This is a genomic window from Sphingomonas lycopersici, assembly GCF_026130605.1.
Taxonomy (GTDB): Bacteria; Pseudomonadota; Alphaproteobacteria; order Sphingomonadales; family Sphingomonadaceae; genus Sphingomonas; species Sphingomonas lycopersici.
This window is the reverse complement of the sequence record NZ_JANFAU010000007.1, coordinates 76,588-97,290: the sequence shown is the minus strand read 5'-3', so window position 1 is coordinate 97,290 and position 20,703 is coordinate 76,588. Positions and strand designations below refer to the sequence as shown.

Sequence of the window (20,703 nt, the reverse complement as noted above, 5' to 3'; positions counted from 1 at the left end):
TGATTTGAGAGGACACGAAATGGCGCGCGTCGGTTTCATCGGGCTGGGCAATATGGGCGGGGGCATGGCCGCCAATCTGGCGAAAAAGGGCCATGACGTCCGCGCCTTCGACCTCTCCGCCGAGGCGCTCGAACGCGCCAGGGCCGCGGGCTGCCTCCCCGTCGTCACTGCCGCCGAGGCGGCCGAGGGGGCCGAGGCGATCATCACGATGCTGCCCGCGGGCACGCATGTCGAGCAGGTCTATGCCCAAAGCGTGCTCGATGCCGCCCTGCCCTCGGCGATCCTGATCGATTGCTCGACGATCGACGTCGCGACCGCCAAGCGCGTCGCCGAAATGGCAGCGGCCAAGGGGCTGGTCGCGGTCGACGCCCCGGTCTCGGGCGGGATCGCCGCGGCCAATGCCGGGACGCTGACCTTCATGGTCGGTGGTTCGAAGGATGCCTTCGGGCGCGCCGAACCCTTTCTCGCCGATATGGGCAAGGCGGTGATCCACGCCGGCGCCAATGGCGCGGGGCAGGCGGCGAAGATCTGCAACAATATGATCCTCGGTGCCGAGATGGTCGCGACCTGCGAGGCGTTCCTGCTCGCGCAGAAGCTCGGGCTCGAGGCGCAGGCGTTCTTCGATATCGCCAGCGTGTCCTCCGGGCAGAGCTGGTCGATGACGAGCTATTGCCCCGTCCCCGGGGTCGGCCCGGAGACCCCCGCGGACCACGATTATCAGGGTGGGTTCGCCGCCGCGCTGATGCTCAAGGACCTGCGCCTCGCGATGGCCGCGGCGGAGAGCGTCGACGCGCAGGTGCCGATGGGCGCGCGGGCGCGGGAGCTTTACGAGGCTTATGCCGGCGCGGGGCATGGCGGGCGCGATTTCTCCGGCATCATCAACATGCTCGCCGAAAAGCCATGAGCGTCGCCTTCCGCCGCGAGAGCGATGAGGAGCATAAGGAGCCGCGCTTCGAGCTGCCGATCCCGCCGGGGCCGAACCTCGTCACCCCGCGCGGCCGCGCGCTGATCGATGCGCGGATCGCCGAGCTCGACGCGGCGCAGGCGGAGGCGGAGGCCGACGAGCCGCGCCGCGAGGAGATCGCGCGCGACCTGCGCTATTGGCAGACGCGCCGCGTCACCGCGATCCTCGCCCCCGCCCCGCCGGCCGACGAAATCGCGTTCGGCAGCCGCGTCGAGTTCACGCTGAACGGCGAGCCCCGGACGATCGAGATCGTCGGCGACGACGAGGCCGATCCGGCCGCAGGCAAGATCGCCTTCTCGGCGCCACTGGCCCGCGCACTGATCGGCGCGGGGGAGGGCGATGTGCTGCCCTTCGCCGGGCGCGATGATGCGATCGAGGTGATCGCGGTGGAAGCGACCTTCGCCGATTGACGGGAGGGCGCGGATAATCCGTTTGCGCTGAGCTTGTCGAAGCCCGAACGGTTTAGTTGCGCCCGCGCCGGCCTACTCTTGCCGCCGCCTCCCGGCACGCTACAGCTAGCGCCGGGCCGAAACGGCCCGAAGAGGGGTAACCGGCACGATGGCGACGATCGCTGAACAGGGTCACGACGACGCGGACGAGCCGTCGACCGCCGACATCCGGCTCGTCATCTCGGCCTCGGCGCTGGGCACCGTGTTCGAATGGTATGATTTCTTCATCTACGGCACGCTCGCCGCATCGGGGATCATCGGGCGCACCTTCTTCCCCGGCGGCAATGAGATGCTGCAGACCCTGCTCGCCTGGGCGGGGTTCGCGGTCGGCTTCGGCTTCCGCCCGCTGGGGGCGGTGATCTTCGGTTATCTCGGCGATCGGCTGGGGCGGAAATATACCTTCCTCGTCACGATCACCTTGATGGGCATCGCCACCGCCGGGGTGGGGCTGATCCCCTCTTATGCCGCGATCGGGATGGCGGCGCCCGCGCTGGTCATCCTGCTGCGGATCGCGCAGGGGCTCGCGCTGGGCGGCGAATATGGCGGCGCGGCGATCTATGTCGCGGAGCATTCGCCGCCGGGAAGATCGGGCTATTACACCAGCTTCATCCAGGCCGGCGTCGCGGGCGGGTTCATCCTCAGCCTGATCGTCATCCTGTCGTTCAAGGGCGTGTTCCACGGCGCGGCGTGGGAGGAATGGGGCTGGCGCGCGCCGTTCCTGTTCTCGATCGTGCTGCTCGGCATCTCGCTGTGGATGCGGCTCAAGCTTTCCGAGAGCCCGGTGTTCAAGAAGATGCGCGAGGCGGGCGAGCGCGCCAGCAACCCGCTGGTCGAAAGCTTCACCTATCCCGGCAATCTGAAGCGGATGCTCGTCGCTTTGTTTGGCATCGCCGCCGGGCTGACGGTGATCTGGTATACCGCGATGTTCTCGGTCCTCTCCTTCCTCCAGACGACGATGCGCGTCGACGAGACGACCGCGCAGCTGATCACCGCCGCCGGGGCGCTGATGGGGGTGGCGTGGTTCGTGCTGTTCGGGCGGATTTCCGATCTCGTCGGGCGCAAGAAGCCGATCGTTATCGGCTACATCATGACGCTCCTCCTACTCTTCCCGATCTTCGAGGTGATGGGTGCGGCGGCCAACCCCGATCTCGCGCGCGCCGCGCGGCATGCGCCGGTGATCGTCTCCGGCCCCGCCTGCAATTATTCGCCGTTCGCCGCGAAACAGAGCGACGAATGCGGCAAGTTGCTCGACTATTTCTCCAAGAAGGGCGTCGCCTATACCAAGCAGACCACCCCGGTGGTCAGCGTGTCGATCGGCGGCGAGCCGGTCCACGATCATTCGCCCGCCGCGCTCGACAAGGCTTTGGCCGACGCGGGCTATCACCTCGATCGCGTCCACCCCTCGGCACGCGACATCGTGCTGATCCTGCTCGCGATCCTCGCCATTTCGGCCTTGTCGGGAATCACCTACGGCCCGGTCGCGGCCTTATTGTCGGAGATGTTCCCGCCGGCGATCCGCTACAGTTCGCTGTCGATCCCCTATCACCTGGGCACCGGCTATTTCGGCGGCTTCCTGCCGTTCATCAGCCAATATATCGTCGCGCGCACCGGCGATCCCTTTGCCGGGCTGTGGTACACCTGGGGCGTCACGCTGATGGCGCTGATCGTCACCGTGCTGTGGCTGAAGGAAGATCGGCACGGCCATATCGTCGCCTGAACCGGTCGACGCGGATCGCGGCGCCCGCTAACCGGGCATCATGAACCGTTCCCCCTGCCGCCTGTCGCTCGACGCCGCCGCCCTTGTCGATAACTGGCGCCGGCTCGCGGCGATGAGCGGCGCGGCGGCGTGCGGCGCGGCGGTGAAGGCCGACGGCTATGGGCTCGGCGCGCGCGAGGTGGTGCGGCGGCTGGCCGATGCCGGATGCCGCGATTTCTTCGTCGCGACCTGGGCCGAGGCGCGCGCGCTGGTCGACACCGGCGTTTCGATCTCGGTGCTCCACGGGGTCCGCGCCGACGATATGGCGCTGGCGCGGCTGCGCAACGCGCGCCCGGTGCTCAACACCGCGCGGCAGATACAGCGCTGGCGCGACGCGGGCGGCGGGCTGTGCGACGTGATGGTCGATACCGGGATGAACCGGCTCGGGGTGTCGCCGGCGGATATCGCCGACGGGCTGCTCGAGGGGCTCAGGATCGATACGCTGATGAGCCACCTCGCCTCGGCCGACGAGGATTCGCCGCTCAACGAGCAGCAGCGGGCGCGCTTCGTCGCGCTTGCCGGGACGACGGGGGCGCAACGGATGAGCCTCGCCAATTCGGCCGGCATCGCGCTGGGCGCGGACTATCGTTTCGATCTCGTCCGCCCCGGCATCGCGCTCTACGGCGGCGTGCCGCGCGCCGAACTGGCCGGGATGCGCCAGGTCGCGACCCCGGAGGCGCAGGTCCTGCAACGTCGCCGCGTCGCCGCGGGGGAGTCGGTCGGCTATAATGCGACCTGGACGGCGCAAACGGATACCGAAGTGGCGATCCTCAACCTCGGCTATGCCGACGGCTATTGGTGCGGTTTTTCGGGCAAGGGCGCCGCGCGCGCGGGGGCGACGCGGCTGCCGGTGCTCGGACGGGTATCGATGGACCTGATCGCGGTCGATTGCGGCGCGGCCGATGTCGCGGAGGGCGACTGGCTCGCGCTCGATTACGCGCTGCCCGAAGCCTCGGCGATCAGCGGCATGTCGCAATATGAGCTGCTGACCGGGCTTGGCGCGCGGTTCGACCGGATCTGGAGGTGAATCGCGTCACGCCGGGGCGTGGCACACCGCTTCGACATTGACCCCGTCGAGATCGAACACGAACGCCCCGTAATAATCGGGGTGATAATGCGGCCGGAGCCCCGGCGCGCCATTGTCGCGCCCGCCATGCGCCATCGCCGCCGCGTAGAATGCATCGACCGTCGCGCGATCGGGCGCGGTGAAGGCGACATGGATACCCGCCCCGCGCGCGCCGCCCGACGAAACCCAGAAGAACGGCTTGTCGCCGCGGCCATAGCCGACGCCTTGATAGCCGCCGCTCTCCTCCGCGGTGATCTCCATCACCGGCACGATGCCGAGCGTGGCGAGCGCGGCGTCGTAGAAGCGCCGCGCCGCGGCATAATCGGCCGCGCCGATCCCGATATGGTCGATCATGCGCGTTCCACGCACATGGCGATGCCCATCCCGCCGCCGATGCAGAGCGTCGCCAGCCCCTTCTTCGCATCGCGGCGCTGCATCTCGTAGAGCAAGGTGGTCAGGACGCGCGCGCCCGAGGCGCCGATCGGATGGCCGATCGCGATCGCGCCGCCGTTGACGTTGACCTTCGCCGCATCCCAGCCGAGCGCCTTGCCGACCGACAAAGCCTGCGCGGCAAACGCCTCGTTCGCCTCGATCAGATCGAGATCGGCGAGCGTCCACCCCGCTTTCTCCAGCGCGCGCTTGGTCGCCGGGACCGGGCCGATCCCCATGATCGACGGATCGACCCCGGCCGACGCCCAGGAGCGGATCGTCGCGAGGATCGGCGCGCCGCGCTTTTCCGCTTCGGCGCGGCTCATCACCACCAGCGCCGCGGCGCCGTCGTTGAGCCCGCTGGCATTGGCCGCGGTGACGCTGCCGTCCTTCTTGAACGCCGGGCGCACCCCCGACACGCTCTCGAGCGTCACCCCGGCGCGGATATATTCGTCGGCATCGACGATCGTGTCGCCCTTGCGCCCCTTCACCGTGACCGGTGCGATCTCATCGGCGAAGCGCCCCGCGGCGCGCGCCGCCTCGGCCTTGTTCTGGCTGGCGACCGCGAACTCATCCTGCTCGGCGCGGGTCACCTGATATTCGGTGGCGAGGTTTTCCGCCGTGATCCCCATGTGATAGCCGTTGAAGGCATCGGTCAGCCCGTCCTTGATCATCGTATCGATCAATTCGAGCGACCCCATCTTCTGCCCGGCGCGCAACGCCTGCGCGTGGTTCGACAGCGACATGGATTCCTGCCCGCCGGCGACGACGATCGTCGCATCGCCGGTCTGCACCGCCTGCGCCGCGAGCGCCACCGCGCGCAGGCCGGAGCCGCATACCTGGTTGACGCCCCAGGCGGGCACCTCCTTGGGCACCCCCGCCGCCATCGACGCCTGCCGCGCGGGATTCTGCCCTTGCGCCGCGGTGAGCACCTGGCCGAGGATCACTTCGCTCACCTCGTCGCCCGATACCCCCGCCTGCGCCAGCGCAGCCTCGATCGCGATCCGGCCGAGCTCATGCGCCGGGGTGGCGGCGAACGCGCCGAGGAAGCTGCCGACCGGGGTTCGTTTGGCGGCGGTGATGACGACGTCGGTCATGGCGCATGTTCCTCTTTGGACTGTCCCGGCTCCCTACCCCCGGCGACGCCGTGAAGCCAGTCCCTCAGCGGCTCCCACAATTGCCGCCGCGCGCTGCCGCCGACGATCATCCCGACATGCCCCGCGCCGAGATCGCGCCGCGCCGCCAGCCCGGCGGCGGTCGCGGCGGGGACGATCCGGTCGGAGAGCGAGACATAATCGATCGACGGGCAATCGACCCGCTCGGGCCCGACCGCCACACCGCCGACACGCCACAGCCCGCGCCCCGGCAGATCCTCGCCGATGAAACGCTCGAACAATTCGGCGCCCGCGGCATAGGTCAGCGGCTCGCCGGCATTGGCCCAATCCTCGAGCGCGACGAACATCGCGGCGCGATCGCCCTCCAGTTTCGCGAACGCCTCATATTTCGCGACGGTCCGCGCCGGATCGAGCCGCCAGAAGCCGGTCTGCAGCACTTCCATCGGCACCACACCCAATTGGTCGCAGGTCGGCCGCGCGCTTTCCCACAAGGCGGCGATATCGCGCGCCGCCGCGCCATAGCCGGCGAAGCGCCACGGCGAGGCGATCGTCGCCAGCCCGGCGACCTTCATCCGGCTCGCCGCGGCGAGCGCCATCGTTCCGCCGAGACAATAGCCGATAAGCAGCGGCGGCGCGGGCAGCTTCGCCAGCAACGGTTCGAGCACGCGCTCGACATGCGCGGCGACGTCCATGTCGCGGTCGCGCGGATCGGTGACGCCCCAGTCGACCAGCCAGGCGTGGAACCCCGACGCCGCGATCCACCGTACCAGCGAGGTGGCGGGGGTGAGATCGAGCACGAACGGCGGGTTGATCAGCGACGGGACGAAGACCACCGGCGGCCCCTCCCCGCCATAATCGCGCAGTCGCGCGCGGCGCTTGCGGAAGCGCGCCGGCATCGCGCGGCGCACGCGGCCGCGCGGCGCTTCCTGATAGCGGCGCAACCCTTCGAGTACGGCAGGCAGGCGCTCGGGCGATGCTGCGGTTTCGCTGCGCACCATATCGAGGAACAGCGGCAGCGGCCGGGGGCCGTGTTGCGGTGCGGAAGTTTGTGCTGTACCGCGGTAAACACTCATTGCGGGAGCTTTCGATGAAGAAGCAGCATGCCGGCGACGGCGCGGTGATCATCAAGAAATATGCGAACCGCCGTCTCTATAATACCGAAAGCTCGTCCTACATCACGCTCGATCATCTCGCGCAGATGACGCGCGAAGGCCGCGAATTCCGCGTGGTCGACGCCAAGACCGATGAAGACATCACGCACAATGTGCTGACGCAGATCATCATGGAGGAGGAAAGCCGCGGGCAGACGATGCTCCCGGTCAATTTCCTGCGCCAGCTGATCGCGATGTACGGCGATTCGATGCAGGCGATGGTCCCCGCCTATCTCGAAGCGTCGATGGAAAGCTTCCGCCGCAACCAGGCGCAGTTCAAATCGGCGGTCGAGGGCGCCTTCGCCAATTCGCCGTTCGCCGAAATGGCCAAGCGCAACATGGCGATGTTCGAGGCCGCGGCGAGCGCGTTCAAGCCCAAGGGTAGCGCCGATGCCGCGGGCGCGAAGGACGACGAGATCGCCGCGCTCAAGGCCGAGCTCGCGCGGCTGCAGGACAAGGTCGACAAGCTGGGGTGACCTGACCTCCGCCACCCGTTCGCCCTGAGCTTGTCGAAGGGCTATACTGCTTGGCGAAGAAAAGCAGGCTTCGGCAAGCTCGGCCCGAACGGGGACAGGTAATCCTACTTAAATTCCTGCCGGCTCAATAAAAATCCGCCAGCGTCAGCCGCCGCGTCGTGCCGTCGCACATGCCGAGCGCCACCGTCCGCCCCGGCGTATCGGCGGACCAATGCGCGAGCGGGCTGGTGGCATAGTCGCGCGGCACCGGGGCGCCGTCGATCGCGCAGATCATATCGCCCTCGCGCCAGCCGGCCGCCGCCGCCGGGCCGCCACGCATGACATGCAGCACCCGCAGCCGATCGGGCTCGACCCCGACGAGCAGCCCGCTGGTCGAGCGCAGCGGCGGCTCGTCCGCGTCCTCGCCGGCGGAGAGCACCATCCGCCCCGCGCCGGGATCGAGCAGCACGCGGTAATTCTGCAAGAAACCCGAGCCGACGCGCCCCGCCGCGCCGATCGTCTCGGAAAAGCCGCCGACCGGCTCGACCCGCACCTCGACGTTGCGCGCGACGAGCTGCCCCATCCGCAGCATCGGCACGATGCCGATCGTGCTGACCACCGGCCCGGCGAGCCCGAACGAGATCGCGGAGGTGGTGCGCACCCCGGCGAGCTTCGCCTCGCGCCAGCCCTCCGCGGTGACGGTGATCGACGAACCGTCGCCGGTGTCGACCACCATCGGCTTGAGCTCGGCCGCGCCCAGCGCCACCTCGCCGATATAGACGCGCTTGTCGCGCGCGATGGCGAGCGGCGCGACCTGCCCGCGGAACGGCATCCGCCCCGAGCGCAGCAAGCGGAAGCGCCGCGCAGCATAATCGATGTCGAGCGCATAATCGCCGATCAGATCGCGCCCGACGAGCAGGTCGACCGGCCTGGCGCTGCCGGTGGCGATCGCGGGCAGATCGGCGACGGTGAGCCCCCCGCCGATGCGCGTCAGCCCGCCGAGCCGCATCTCGCGCGTCGCGACCCAGCCGATATCGACCGCGCCGCCGATCGCGGTGGCGCTGCCGCCGGCGGTCACCGCGAGCTTGGTGGCGTCGGCATAGCGCCGCGCGAGCACCGAATAGCTCACCCCGGTATCGAGGATCGCGGTCACCGCGCGGCCGTCGACCGTCATGTCGAAACGGATCTGGTTCCCCGGCGTCAGATCGAACGGCACCCAGCGCGCCTCGGTATCGGGCGCGAGCCGCCCCGCCCCCGGCGCATGCGCGACCGGCGGCAATGCGGTGGCGAGCGGTGCCTGGATCGCGGCAAGCAACGGGAAGAACAGGGCGAGCGCCATAGCGTCGCCATGCACGTCTCAACGACGAAATGCCACCGTTTGTCGCTGGAGCGAGTGGCTTCGCTCTCCCGTTCGCCCTGAGCTTGTCGAAGGGCTGGCTGTCTTCATGAGAAGAAAAGTGCAGGGCTTCGACAGGCTCGGCCCGAACGTCGAGAGGCTGTGCGCGATAAACCCGCTCAGCTTACAGGCAGGATTCCAGAAACGCCTGATCGAAGCCGAACTGCTTGGCTTTGTCGATCGTATAGGGACGCAACCCCATCGAGCGATATTCGCCGAGGATGCGGCCGTCCGCGGTCTCGTCGAGATATTCGAATTTGAACAATTCCTGCGTCACGATCACCGGACCTTCCATCCCGATCACCTCGGTGACGTTGGTCACGCGGCGCGAGCCGTCGCGCAGGCGCTTGACCTGGATGATCATATCGACCGAATCCGCGATCTGCCGGCTGATCGCTTCCTTGGGCACCTTGATGTCCGACATCATCACCATATTCTCCATACGCGCCAGCGCCTCGCGCGGGGAGTTGGAGTGGAGCGTACACATCGAACCGTCGTGACCGGTGTTCATCGCGGCGAGCATGTCGAAACATTCCGCGCCGCGGATTTCGCCCAGGATGATGCGATCCGGGCGCATACGCAGCGCGTTCTTGACCAGATCGCGGATCGAGATCTCACCCTGCCCCTCGAGATTGGCGGGGCGGGTTTCGAGCGGCAGCCAGTGCGGCTGCTGGAGCCGGAGCTCGGCGGCGTCCTCGATCGTCAGCACGCGCTCGCCGGGGTCGATCATCTTCGACAGCGCGTTGAGCATCGTCGTCTTGCCCGAGCCGGTGCCGCCCGAGATGACGATGTTGAAGCGGCACGCCCCGGCGATCTTGAGCGCGGTCGCCATCTTCACCGACATCGAGCCGAACCCGGCCATCATATCGAGCGTGATCGGCTTGGCGCTGAACTTACGGATCGAGATCGCGGTGCCGCGCAAGCTGAGCGGAGGCACGATCACGTTGACGCGGCTGCCGTCCTTGAGCCGCGCGTCGGCGAGCGGGGTGGTCTGGTCGACGCGGCGGCCGACCGAATTGCAGATGCGCTGCGCGATCTGGAACAGATGCGCCTCGTCGCGGAACTGGATCTTGGCCAGTTCGAGCTTGCCCTTGCGCTCGACGAAGGTCTGCTCGGGGCCGTTGACCATGATGTCCGACACGTCGGGATCGGCGAGCAATTCCTCGAGCGGGCCGAGCCCGAGCAATTCGTCGACCAGCACCTTTTCGAGCGCGAATTGCTCGCGGCGGTTAAGCGTCAGCTTGAGCTCGGCGAGCACCTCGCCGATGATCGGGCGGAATTCCTCGGCCAGCTCGTCCTTGCCCAGGGTCGCCGCCGCCTCGGGATCGACGCGCTCGAGCAGGCGCGGCAGCACCTGCTCCTTGATCTTGTGGATCGACGCCTCGAAGCCGTCGACCTTGCTCGATCCGGCGTCGCCGCTGGCGTTCTGGCGCTCCTGCAGCCGCTGCATCGCGTCGATCTGCGACGCGGGGAGCCCGGGGTCCTCCTCGATCGGGAAGGGAATCGTGTCGATCGGCGGGAATTGCTCGCCGCCCTCGGGCCGTGCCGCGCGACCGCCGCTCTGCATCGGCCGCGCCACGCCGAATGCGCCTCTGGCCGCGCCACTGCCGATCCCGTTGCGACGCCCGAACGCACTCATACTCACTCGTCCCCCATCATCGGACGAATGAGCTAGGCGCGAAGGCTTTAGATTTGCCTAACCACGCTCCCGCGTCTGGAGCACGCGCTTGCGTTCGAGGCCATAGGCATAGCCCCCCGCGCTGCCGTCGGTGCGCTGCGCGCGGTGGCACGGGATCACCACCGCGACCGGATTGGCACCGCAGGCGCTCCCCGCCGCGCGGACCGCGCCGGGGCTGCCGGCGATCGCCGCCAGCTCGGCGTAAGAGCGCGTCTCGCCCGCGGGGATCGCGCGCAGGGCCTGCCAGATCGCCTCCTGGAACGCGGTGCCGCGCACGTCGAGCGGCAGGTCGTGATCGCGCTCGGGCGATTCGACCGCCGCGACCACCTTCGCCGCGAGCGCAGCGAGCGCCGCGCCGCCCGGCTCGATCGTCGCGCGCGGGAAACGCCGGGCGAGCGCCAGCGCATCCTCGTCGAACGAGACGCGACACAGCCCCTTGTCGGTCGCCGCGACGAGCAGCGGGCCGAGGCTGGTCGACGCGATCGTCCAGCGGATCGTCACCCCCGCCCCGCCGCGCACCCAGGCGCCGGGCGACATGCCGAGCCGCTTGGCACCGTGCGCGTAGAAACGGCTCGGGCCGGAATAGCCCGCTTCGTAGATCGCCGGGGTCACCCGGTCCTCGTCGCTCAATGCCTCGGCCGCGCGGCGCGCCTTGAGCCCGCGCGCATAGGCCGCCGGGGTCACCCCGGTGGCGCGCTTGAACAGGCGGTGGAAATGATGCGGGGCATAGCCGACGCGAGCGGCGAGCTCGTCGAGCGGGATCGCCTCCTCGGCGGTCTCGATCGCGGCGACCGCCTCGGCCACCGCGATGCGATCGCGCCCCACTTCGTCGGGCTTGCAGCGCAGGCAGGCGCGATAGCCGGCCTGCGCGGCGGCCGCGCCATCGGCGAAGAAGCTGACATTCTCGCGCCTGGGGTGGCGCGCGGGGCAGCTCGGCTTGCAATAGATGCCGGTGGTGCGCACCGCGACGACGAAGCGCCCGTCGGCGTTGCGATCCCGGCTTTCGAAGGCGGCCCAGGCCGCGGCGGTGTCGATGGCGTCGGTCATGGGCTTGATGTAGGCGCAGTGACCGTCGCGGGCATCCCGTCGCTTGCGATCAAAGCGATCGATAGCAAGAGGAGGCCCGCCATCACCGATCTCGTCCTGGTCGACATCGCCGCGGGGGTCGCCACCGTGACGCTCAACCGCCCCGAGGCGATGAACGCGCTGTCGCTCGCGCTGCGCCGCGCGCTGCACGATGCGATGCGGCGAATCGACGCCGACCCCGATGTGCGCGCGATCGTGCTGACCGGCGCGGGGACGCGCGCCTTCACCGCCGGGCTCGATCTCAAGGAACTCGGCGCCACCGCGGGCGCTCTCGGCGCGGCCAATGCCACCGACGCCAGCGACAATCCGGTCAGGGCGATCGAATCGTGCCGCAAGCCGGTGATCGGCGCGATCAACGGCGTCGCCATCACCGGGGGATTCGAACTGGCGCTGGCCTGCGACATAGTGATCGCGAGCGAAAACGCGCGATTCGCCGATACCCACGCCCGGGTCGGGGTGATGCCCGGCTGGGGGCTCAGCCAGAAGCTCTCGCGACTGATTGGACTCGCGCGCGCGAAGGAACTCTCGCTGAGCGGCAATTTCATCGACGCCGCGACCGCCGAGCGCTGGGGCCTCGTCAACCGCACCGTCCCCGCCGCCGAGCTGCTCCCCGCCGCGCAACGGCTTGCCGCCGATATCGCCAGCGCCGATGCCGACTTCATCGCCGACTATAAGAGGCTGATCGACCAGGGCTTTGCGCTGGCGATGGGGGAGGCGCTGGCGCTGGAGCATCGCATCTCTTCCGCGGCCAATGCGCGAGTGACCCCGGAGGCGGTCGAAGCGCGACGTGCGGCGGTGCAGGCACGCGGTCGTGCGCAATAACGCAGCCGGCAAAGGATTTGACGCAAGGATTGCATCGCCGCACCCCCTTTGCTACGCGCGCCGCAACCCAAGCGTATAGGTGCGGCAACCGCGCCATCCGTTCGCTCGGGGCAACCCGTGTCGACGACGAGGAAAGCGAATCGCGTGGATAGTTCCAGCGGTATTCAAGGTGGCAGCATCCAGGCGAGCCTGGGCGGACGTTATGCGACCGCGCTGTTCGAACTGGCGGCCGACGCCAAGACGATCGAAACCGTCGAGGCGAGCCTCGGCAAGGTGCGCGCCGCGCTCGATCAGTCGGATGATTTCAAGGCGCTGACCACCTCGCCGGTCGTCGCGCGCGATGCCGCCTCCAAGGCGGTGCTCGCCACCGCGGGCGAGCTGGGGGTCGACCCGACGACCAAGAATTTCCTCGGCGTGCTGGCGCACAATCGCCGCCTCGCCGAGCTGCCGGCGATCATCCGCGCGTTCCGTGCGCTCGCCGCGCGCCACCGGGGCGAAGTCACCGCCGAGGTGACCAGCGCCCATCCGCTCGCCGACGATCAGGTCGCCGAATTGAAGCAGCAGCTGCGCCAGCGAATCGGCCGCGAGGTTTCGGTCGAACTGGCCGTCGATCCGGCGCTGCTCGGCGGGCTTGTCGTCCGCATCGGTTCCCAGATGATCGATTCGTCGATCCGCACCCGTTTGAATGCGCTCGCCAGCGCGATGAAAGGCTGACGTAAATGGATATCCGCGCCGCAGAAATCTCCAAGGTCATCAAGGACCAGATCGCCAATTTCGGCACCGAGGCACAGGTCAGCGAGACCGGCCAGGTGCTGAGCGTCGGTGACGGCATCGCGCGCATCTACGGCCTCGACAACGTCCAGGCGGGCGAAATGGTCGAGTTCGCCAATGGCGTGCAGGGCATGGCGCTCAACCTCGAAGCCGACAACGTCGGCGTCGTGATCTTCGGCACCGATTCGGAGATCAAGGAAGGCGACACCGTCAAGCGCACCGGCACGATCGTCGACGTTCCCGTCGGCAAGGGTCTGCTCGGCCGCGTGGTCGACGGCCTCGGCAACCCGATCGACGGCAAGGGCCCGATCGAGGCGACCGAGCGCCGCCGCGTCGAGGTGAAGGCGCCGGGCATCATCCCGCGCAAGTCGGTCCACGAACCGGTGCAGACCGGGCTCAAGGCGATCGACGCGCTGGTGCCGGTCGGCCGCGGCCAGCGCGAGCTGATCATCGGCGACCGCCAGACCGGCAAGACCGCCGTCGCGATCGACACCTTCATCAACCAGAAGGGCGTCAACAAGGGCAGCGACGAGAGCAAGAAGCTCTATTGTATCTATGTCGCGGTCGGCCAGAAGCGCTCGACCGTCGCGCAGATCGTCCGCCAGCTCGAAGAGAATGGCGCGATGGAATATTCGATCGTCGTCGCCGCCACCGCGTCGGAGCCGGCGCCGCTGCAGTTCCTCGCGCCCTACACCGGCTGCGCGATGGGCGAATATTTCCGCGACAACGGCATGCACGCCGTGATCGTGTATGACGACCTTTCCAAGCAGGCGGTCGCTTATCGTCAGATGTCGCTGCTGCTGCGCCGTCCGCCGGGCCGCGAAGCCTATCCGGGCGACGTTTTCTATCTCCACTCGCGCCTTCTGGAGCGCGCGGCGAAGATGAACGACGCCAACGGCAACGGCTCGCTCACCGCGCTGCCGATCATCGAGACCCAGGCGGGCGACGTGTCGGCGTACATCCCGACCAACGTGATCTCGATCACCGACGGCCAGATCTTCCTCGAAACCGACCTGTTCTTCGCGGGCATCCGCCCGGCGATCAACGTCGGCCTCTCGGTCAGCCGCGTCGGCTCCTCGGCGCAGACCAAGGCGATGAAGAAGGTGTCGGGCTCGATCAAGCTCGAGCTCGCGCAGTATCGCGAAATGGCGGCCTTCGCGCAGTTCGGCTCGGACCTCGACGCCTCGACGCAGAAGCTCTTGAACCGCGGCGCGCGCCTCACCGAGCTGCTCAAGCAGCCGCAGTTCAACCCGCTGCCGTTCGAGGAGCAGACGGTGTCGATCTTCGCCGGCACCAACGGCTATCTCGATACGGTGCCGGTGGCGGACGTGGTGCGGTACGAAGCGGCGATGCTGGCGCATATGCGCGAAGCGCATGCCGACATCCTCACCGCGATCCGCGACAGCCGCGATTTCGGCGACGAGGTGAAGGCCAAGACCAAGGCCGCGCTCGACGCTTTCGCCAAGACGTTCGCGTAACCCGATCGATGGGCTCCCGCCCCGCGCGGGAACACATGAAGGATTGAAATGGCTTCTCTAAAGGCCCTCAAGATCCGCATCGGCTCGGTGAAGTCGACGCAGAAGATCACCAAGGCGATGAAGATGGTCGCCGCCGCCAAGCTGCGCCGTGCGCAGGAGGCTGCCGTTCAGGGCCGCCCCTATGCCGAGCGGCTGGAGGCGGTGATGGCGAGCCTGGCAAGCAAGGTGACGGTGAGCGAAAGCTCGCCCAAGCTGCTCGCCGGCACCGGCAAGGATCAGGTCCACCTCCTGGTCGTCGCGACCTCGGAGCGTGGCCTCGCCGGCGCGTTCAACACCAACATCGTCCGCGCCGCGCGCCGCAAGGCCGCCGAGCTGGAAGCCGCGGGCAAGACCGTGCGTTTCTATATCGCGGGCAAGAAGGGGCGCGTGCTCAGGCGCTTCTTCCCCAACGGCATCGCCGCCGATCATGACATGAGCGCGATCAAGACGGTCGCGTTCGACGATGCGCAGGCGATCGCCAGCGATCTCATCCGCCGCTACGAGGCAGGCGAGTTCGATATCGCGCATCTGTTCTACGCCAAGTTCCAGTCGGCGCTGGTGCAGGAGCCGGTCGGGCAGCAGATCATCCCGGTCGCGGTGCCGACCAGCGTCGAGACCGCCAATGACGGCGGCGCGGCGGTGACCTACGAGCCCGACGAGGAATCGATCCTCGCCGATCTGCTGCCGCGCAACGTCGCGGTGCAGATCTTCCGCGCGCTGCTCGAAAACGCCGCGTCGGAACAGGGCAGCCGCATGACCGCGATGGACAATGCGACGCGCAACGCCGGCGACATGATCAATCGCCTCACGATCCAGTATAACCGCACCCGCCAGGCCGCGATCACGACCGAGCTGGTGGAAATCATCTCCGGCGCGGAAGCGCTCTAAGCTACGAGAAGCAGGAAGCAGAACATGGCCACCGTCCTCGAGGATCGCCCGACCACGGGCAGCAACAATGTGGGCCGCATCAGCCAGGTGATCGGCGCGGTCGTCGACGTGTCGTTCGACACCCACCTGCCGGCGATCCTGTCGGCGCTGGAAACCGACAATAACGGCAACCGGCTGGTGCTCGAGGTCGCGCAGCACCTCGGCGAGAACACCGTTCGCACGATCGCGATGGACTCGACCGAGGGCCTGACCCGCGGCCAGACCGTCACCGACACCGGTGCGCAGATCACCGTGCCGGTCGGTCCGAAGACGCTGGGGCGCATCCTCAACGTCGTCGGCGAGCCGATCGACGAGCGCGGCCCGGTCAATTCGGAGCATCATGCGCCGATCCACGCGCCGGCCCCGTTGTTCGTCGACCAGTCGACCGAAGCCGCGATCCTCGTCACCGGCATCAAGGTGATCGACCTGCTCGCGCCTTATGCCAAGGGCGGCAAGATCGGCCTGTTTGGCGGCGCCGGCGTGGGCAAGACCGTCCTCATCCAGGAACTGATCAACAACATCGCCAAGGGCCACGGCGGCACCTCGGTGTTCGCGGGCGTCGGCGAGCGTACCCGTGAGGGCAACGACCTTTATCACGAATTCCTCGACGCGGGCGTCATCGCCAAGGATGCCGACGGCAATCCGGTGAGCGAAGGCTCGAAGGTCGCGCTGGTGTTCGGCCAGATGAACGAGCCGCCGGGGGCGCGTGCGCGCGTCGCGCTGTCGGGCCTCACCATCGCGGAATATTTCCGCGACCAGGAAGGCCAGGACGTGCTGTTCTTCGTCGACAACATCTTCCGCTTCACCCAGGCGGGCGCGGAAGTGTCGGCGCTGCTCGGTCGTATTCCGTCGGCGGTGGGCTATCAGCCGACGCTGTCGACCGACATGGGCGCGCTGCAGGAGCGCATCACCTCGACCAACAAGGGCTCGATCACCTCGGTGCAGGCGGTGTACGTCCCCGCCGACGACTTGACCGACCCGGCGCCGGCCACCTCGTTCGCCCACCTCGACGCGACGACCGTGCTGAGCCGTGCGATCTCCGAACTCGGCATCTATCCGGCGGTGGACCCGCTCGATTCGACCAGCCGCGTTCTCGAGCCGCGCGTCGTCGGTCAGGAGCATTACGAGACGGCGCGCGCCGTCCAGTCGATCCTCCAGAAGTACAAGAGCCTGCAGGACATCATCGCGATCCTCGGCATGGACGAGCTGTCCGAAGAGGATAAGCTGACCGTCAGCCGCGCGCGCAAGATCCAGAAGTTCCTGTCGCAGCCGTTCCACGTCGCCGAAGTGTTCACCAACATCCCGGGCAAGTTCGTCCAGCTTGAGGATACGGTGCGCTCGTTCAAGGCGGTGGTGAACGGCGAGTACGACCACCTGCCCGAAGCCGCTTTCTACATGGTCGGCGGCATCGACGAAGTGGTCGCCAAGGCCGAGAAGCTCGCGCAGGACGCGTAACGGGAAATGCTCCCCTCCCCCGCGGGGGAGGGGCGGAGATTTGTGATGCTGCATTTCGAACTCGTCACCCCCGAACGGTTGATCCGGTCCGAGGCGGTGCATATGGTCACCGTTCCCGGTTCGGAGGGCGATTTCGCGGTGCTCGAGGGACACGCCCCGCTGATGTCGACGATCCGCGACGGCGAATTGCTCGTCCAGCGCACCGCCGGCGGCCAGCCCGAGGCGATCGCGATCCGCGGCGGCTTCGCCGAGGTCAATGCCAAGGGGCTGACCGTGCTCGCCGAGCACGCGGGCTGACTTTTTCCGACTAGGTTTACGGCAGGGACTCTCCCGGCAAGCCCGGGGGAGTCCTTGTTTCGTTCCGGCGCAGTGACATCGCCTCCTTCCGCCTGAATATCGTCTTCTCCTAACCGCAAATTAAGCTCGTGGCGGCAGGAGGGCCGCATGGACGCGCTGTACGGCTCTTCCCCGGCTTTGCCCGCGCCGCGCGCGACCCTCGGTCGCCTGTCGCCGCCGGCGGGCGCCTTGCCGAGCTATATCCTGCTCGGCATGATGATCGCGTTGATCGCCGCGCTGGTCGCCCGGCTCGATTTCGCGGTCGACCGCCACGATTTGCCGCTTATCGTCGCGATGCAGTTCTTCCTGCTGGGCGTCGCGACGCTGCTTCGGCTGCGCGGGTTCGGGCGGGTGGGGAGCGCGATCGAGGCGGCGGTACTGGTGCTCGCCGCGACAATGGCCACCGCCTGCCTCAGCGTGCTGGTCGCGACCATTGCGCTGCCCTATCGCGACGCGGCGCTGGCGCGTGCCGACGCATTGCTCTTTCCGTGGCTCGACTGGCGCGCGATGTTCGCGCTGCTCCACGATCGCCCGCGCATCGTGCGCGCGATGTGCGACATTTACCAGACGCTGCAATGGCAGTCTTTCCTGCTCGTCGCGTTGCTGCCGCTGGCCGGGCAGGAGCGGCGCTGCTGGCAATTCGTCCACGCCTGGTTCCTGACGTTGATTGCTTGCGTCGCGATCTTCCCGTTCGTCACCGCCGCCGGAAGCTATGTCCACTACGGGCTGACGCCCGCCGACATTCCTGCGCTCGACGTCGATACCGCGTGGCGCCAAGTCGCCGTGCTCGAGGCGATTCGCTCGGGCGCGATCCACGGGCTGACCCCCGCAAGCATGACCGGGCTCATCTCCTTTCCCAGTTTCCACGCCGGGGGCGCCACGTTGCTCGCCTGGGGCTTCCGCCGCATACCGATCATCGGCGGCGCGTTCGTCACGCTCAATATCGCGGTGGCGGCGACCGCGCCGCTGATCGGCGCGCATTATTTCGTCGATATCCTTGCCGGCGTCGCGCTCGCGCTCGTCGCGCTCCACGTCGCGCGGCGGATGCGTTAGAGGAAACTATACGGGTCGACGTCGACCGAGACCCTGACCTTCGCCGACCAGTCGAGCGCGCCGAGCCAGCCGCGGATCACGTCCTGCACGTCGAGCGTTCGCCGCGCGTGGACCAGCAGGCGATAGCGATGCCGCCCGCGCAGCATCGCCAGCGGCGCGGGCGCGGGGCCATAGACGTGCATCCCCTCCACCTCGGGCGCCGAGCGGCCGATCAGCCGCGCGATCTCATGCGCCGCCGGCTGATCCTCGCTCGACACGATGATCGCGGCATAGCGGCCGAACGGCGGCGCCCCCGCGTCGCGCCGCGCCTCGGTCTCGGCGGCGTAAAAGGTCTCGGCGTCGCCCGTCACCAGCGCCTGCATCACCTGCGCCTTGGGGCTGTGCGTCTGGATGTAGACATGCCCTGGCTTCTCGCCGCGCCCGGCGCGCCCCGAGACCTGACGGATCTGCTGGAAGGTGCGCTCCGCCGCGCGCAGATCGCCGCCCTCGAGCCCGAGATCGGCATCGACCACCCCGACCAGGGTGAGATTGGGGAAATGATAGCCCTTGGTGACGAGCTGGGTACCGACGACGATGTCGATCTCCCCCGCCTCCATCCGATTGACGAATTCCGCCGCCTTGGCCGGGGACCAGATCGTGTCCGAGGTGACCACCGCGACCCGCGCCTCGGGGAACAGCGCCGCCACCTCGTCGGCGATCCGCTCGACCCCCGGGCCGCAGGCGACGAGCGATTCCTCGTCGCCGCATTCGGGGCAGGCGCGCGGCACCGGCTCGACATGCCCGCAATGGTGGCAAGCGAGCCGCCGCGTCAGCCGGTGCTCGACCATCCAGGCGGTGCAATTGGGGCATTGGAAACGATGCCCGCAGGTGCGGCACAAGGTGAGCGGGGCATAGCCGCGGCGGTTGAGGAACAGCAGCGACTGCTCGCCGCGCTCGAACGTCTCGCCGATCGCCTTGACCAAGGAGGGGGCGAGCCAGCGGCCGCGATCGGGCTTCTGCTCCAGGAGGTCGATCGCCTCGATCGTCGGCAGCTCGGCGACGCCATAGCGTCCCGGCAGCCGCAGCTCGACATAATTGCCGAGCGCGACCTGTTGCCGCGTCTCGATCGCCGGGGTGGCGGAGGCCAGGATCACCGGACAGCCTTCGAACTTGCCGCGCATCACCGCCACGTCGCGCGCGTGATAATGCACCCCGTCTTCCTGCTTGAAGCTCGTCTCATGCGCCTCGTCGACGACGATCAGCCCGAGATCGGCATAAGGCAGGAACAAGGCCGATCGCGCGCCCACCGTCACCGCCGCCTGCCCGCTGGCGATCGCGCGCCACGCGCGGCGGCGCTGCGACGAACGCAGCCCCGAATGCCACGCCACCGGCTCGCACCCGAAGCGATCGTGGAAGCGCTTGAGGAAGGGTTCGGTCAGCGCGATTTCGGGGAGCAGGACAAGGCATTGCCGGCCCTGCCGGATCGCCTCCGCCACCGCCTCGAAATAGACCTCGGTCTTGCCCGATCCGGTCACCCCGTCGAGCAGCGTGGGGTGAAAAGCGTGTGCCGCGACGTCGGCAACCAAAGCATCCGCCGCCGCCGCCTGCTCGGCCGAGAGCGCGGGCGGGGCATGATCGGGGTCGGGCAGCGGATAGGGGCTGTCGATATCGACCTCGACCCCCTCGATCGCGCCGGCCTTCACCAGCCCGCGAATCACCCCGTCGGAGACGTCGGCGATCGTCGCCAGCTCGCGGATCAGCCCCTGCCGGTCGCCGATCCGTTCGAGCGCCTGCGCGCGCTGCGGGGTCAGCCGATCGGGGACATGCCCGGTGGCGCGATATTCGACGACGAGCTTCTGCCCCTCGAGCGCCGCGGTGGAGGACAAGGCCATCCGCACCACCGCGGCGGGCGCGGCGAGATAATAATCCGCGGTCCATTCGACCAGCCGGCGCAGCGGATCGCGCAGCGGCGGCGCATCGGCGACCGCGATCAGATTGCGCAGCCGGTTGTCGCCGACCTCGGCGTCGGACGGCATCCGCTCGGGCTCCCACACCACGCCGACCAATTGCCGCGGCCCCAGGGGCGCGACGACGATCGACCCCGGCTCGACCGTCATCCCGTGCGGGACGCGGTAATCGAGCGGGCCGAGCGCGGAATTGAGCACCAGGACACGGGCACGGGACATCGCCCGCCATATGGCGTGGAGACGCGCCGCGCGCAAAGCCGGCGGCAAAGTTCACGAAGTTCACACGTGTGAGAGGCCGGTCGCCTTGCCTGCTTCGATCGTCATGCCGGGC

General features: G+C 68.3%; 19 protein-coding genes. 12 read left to right on the top strand and 7 right to left on the bottom strand.

What is annotated here, in order from left to right; translation table 11 throughout:
- The first annotated feature begins 19 nt into the window (after positions 1 to 19).
- From mmsB to alr, 4 genes are all read left to right on the top strand, one after another.
- Entirely contained in the window at positions 20 to 904 is an 885-nt protein-coding gene (gene mmsB / locus NED98_RS14850; protein ID WP_179512998.1) for a 3-hydroxyisobutyrate dehydrogenase, read from the top strand.
- Complete coding sequence (locus tag NED98_RS14845) at positions 901 to 1,374, top strand: GreA/GreB family elongation factor (protein WP_179512997.1); 474 nt, start codon at positions 901 to 903, stop codon at positions 1,372 to 1,374. The genes mmsB and NED98_RS14845 overlap by 4 nt, the downstream gene beginning before the upstream one ends.
- A 148-nt stretch (positions 1,375 to 1,522) precedes the next feature.
- Positions 1,523 to 3,130, top strand: a complete 1,608-nt coding sequence (locus NED98_RS14840) for an MFS transporter (RefSeq protein ID WP_265268794.1) — start codon at positions 1,523 to 1,525, stop codon at positions 3,128 to 3,130.
- A gap of 40 nt (positions 3,131 to 3,170) precedes the next feature.
- Positions 3,171 to 4,196, top strand: coding sequence for an alanine racemase (gene alr / locus NED98_RS14835; protein ID WP_265313525.1), 1,026 nt, complete (start codon positions 3,171 to 3,173; stop codon positions 4,194 to 4,196).
- Positions 4,197 to 4,202: 6 nt separating this feature from the next.
- Here the strand turns inward: alr and NED98_RS14830 are convergent, their stop codons facing one another.
- From NED98_RS14830 to NED98_RS14820, 3 genes are read right to left on the bottom strand one after another with little or no spacing between them, the layout of a single operon-like run.
- A complete protein-coding gene (locus tag NED98_RS14830; RefSeq protein WP_179512994.1) occupies positions 4,203 to 4,589 on the bottom strand; it encodes a VOC family protein in 387 nt (128 codons plus the stop codon).
- Positions 4,586 to 5,761 carry an acetyl-CoA C-acetyltransferase gene (locus tag NED98_RS14825; RefSeq protein WP_179512993.1) on the bottom strand — a complete coding sequence of 392 codons (1,176 nt, stop codon included), beginning with the start codon at positions 5,759 to 5,761 and terminating at the stop codon, positions 4,586 to 4,588. Before NED98_RS14825 ends, NED98_RS14830 begins: the two co-directional genes overlap by 4 nt.
- Positions 5,758 to 6,852 (bottom strand): alpha/beta fold hydrolase, encoded by a 1,095-nt coding sequence (locus NED98_RS14820; protein WP_265313524.1) that lies wholly within the window; start codon positions 6,850 to 6,852, stop codon positions 5,758 to 5,760. The genes NED98_RS14825 and NED98_RS14820 overlap by 4 nt, the downstream gene beginning before the upstream one ends.
- 14 nt (positions 6,853 to 6,866) lie before the next feature.
- Here NED98_RS14820 and phaR point away from each other — a divergent pair, with 14 nt between their 5' ends.
- The gene (gene phaR, locus NED98_RS14815) at positions 6,867 to 7,406 is read left to right on the top strand and encodes a polyhydroxyalkanoate synthesis repressor PhaR (RefSeq protein ID WP_179512991.1); all 540 of its coding nucleotides are present in this window, start codon (positions 6,867 to 6,869) and stop codon (positions 7,404 to 7,406) included.
- A 124-nt stretch (positions 7,407 to 7,530) separates the two neighbouring features.
- Here phaR and NED98_RS14810 read toward each other — a convergent pair whose 3' ends face one another.
- The 3 genes from NED98_RS14810 to ada form a co-directional block, all read right to left on the bottom strand.
- Positions 7,531 to 8,724: an aspartyl protease family protein gene (locus NED98_RS14810; protein WP_265313523.1), complete on the bottom strand. Its 1,194-nt coding sequence runs from the start codon at positions 8,722 to 8,724 to the stop codon at positions 7,531 to 7,533.
- A gap of 181 nt (positions 8,725 to 8,905) precedes the next feature.
- Positions 8,906 to 10,420, bottom strand: coding sequence for a TadA family conjugal transfer-associated ATPase (locus NED98_RS14805; RefSeq protein WP_179512989.1), 1,515 nt, complete (start codon positions 10,418 to 10,420; stop codon positions 8,906 to 8,908).
- Positions 10,421 to 10,477: 57 nt separating this feature from the next.
- Complete coding sequence (ada, locus tag NED98_RS14800) at positions 10,478 to 11,506, bottom strand: bifunctional DNA-binding transcriptional regulator/O6-methylguanine-DNA methyltransferase Ada (protein ID WP_179512988.1); 1,029 nt, start codon at positions 11,504 to 11,506, stop codon at positions 10,478 to 10,480.
- A gap of 81 nt (positions 11,507 to 11,587) precedes the next feature.
- Between ada and NED98_RS14795 the strand changes: the two genes are divergently transcribed.
- The 7 genes from NED98_RS14795 (at position 11,588) to NED98_RS14765 (ending at position 18,426) form a co-directional block, all read left to right on the top strand.
- On the top strand, positions 11,588 to 12,367 hold the full coding sequence (locus NED98_RS14795) for an enoyl-CoA hydratase (protein WP_265313605.1): 780 nt from the start codon (positions 11,588 to 11,590) through the stop codon (positions 12,365 to 12,367).
- A gap of 144 nt (positions 12,368 to 12,511) precedes the next feature.
- Positions 12,512 to 13,081, top strand: coding sequence for a F0F1 ATP synthase subunit delta (locus tag NED98_RS14790; RefSeq protein WP_432423331.1), 570 nt, complete (start codon positions 12,512 to 12,514; stop codon positions 13,079 to 13,081).
- Between the two features lie 5 nt (positions 13,082 to 13,086).
- A complete protein-coding gene (gene atpA, locus NED98_RS14785) occupies positions 13,087 to 14,616 on the top strand; it encodes a F0F1 ATP synthase subunit alpha (RefSeq protein ID WP_179512987.1) in 1,530 nt (509 codons plus the stop codon).
- Between the two features lie 48 nt (positions 14,617 to 14,664).
- Complete coding sequence (locus NED98_RS14780; protein ID WP_179512986.1) at positions 14,665 to 15,543, top strand: F0F1 ATP synthase subunit gamma; 879 nt, start codon at positions 14,665 to 14,667, stop codon at positions 15,541 to 15,543.
- 24 nt (positions 15,544 to 15,567) lie between these two features.
- Positions 15,568 to 17,037, top strand: coding sequence for a F0F1 ATP synthase subunit beta (gene atpD / locus NED98_RS14775; RefSeq protein WP_265268800.1), 1,470 nt, complete (start codon positions 15,568 to 15,570; stop codon positions 17,035 to 17,037).
- Positions 17,038 to 17,082: 45 nt separating this feature from the next.
- Positions 17,083 to 17,334 (top strand): ATP synthase F1 subunit epsilon, encoded by a 252-nt coding sequence (locus tag NED98_RS14770; RefSeq protein WP_179512984.1) that lies wholly within the window; start codon positions 17,083 to 17,085, stop codon positions 17,332 to 17,334.
- 147 nt (positions 17,335 to 17,481) lie between these two features.
- Entirely contained in the window at positions 17,482 to 18,426 is a 945-nt protein-coding gene (locus NED98_RS14765) for a phosphatase PAP2 family protein (RefSeq protein WP_265313522.1), read from the top strand.
- Here NED98_RS14765 and NED98_RS14760 read toward each other — a convergent pair.
- Complete coding sequence (locus tag NED98_RS14760) at positions 18,423 to 20,591, bottom strand: primosomal protein N' (protein WP_265313521.1); 2,169 nt, start codon at positions 20,589 to 20,591, stop codon at positions 18,423 to 18,425. The two genes, NED98_RS14765 and NED98_RS14760, sit on opposite strands and share 4 nt — an antisense overlap.
- Positions 20,592 to 20,703 lie beyond the last annotated feature (112 nt).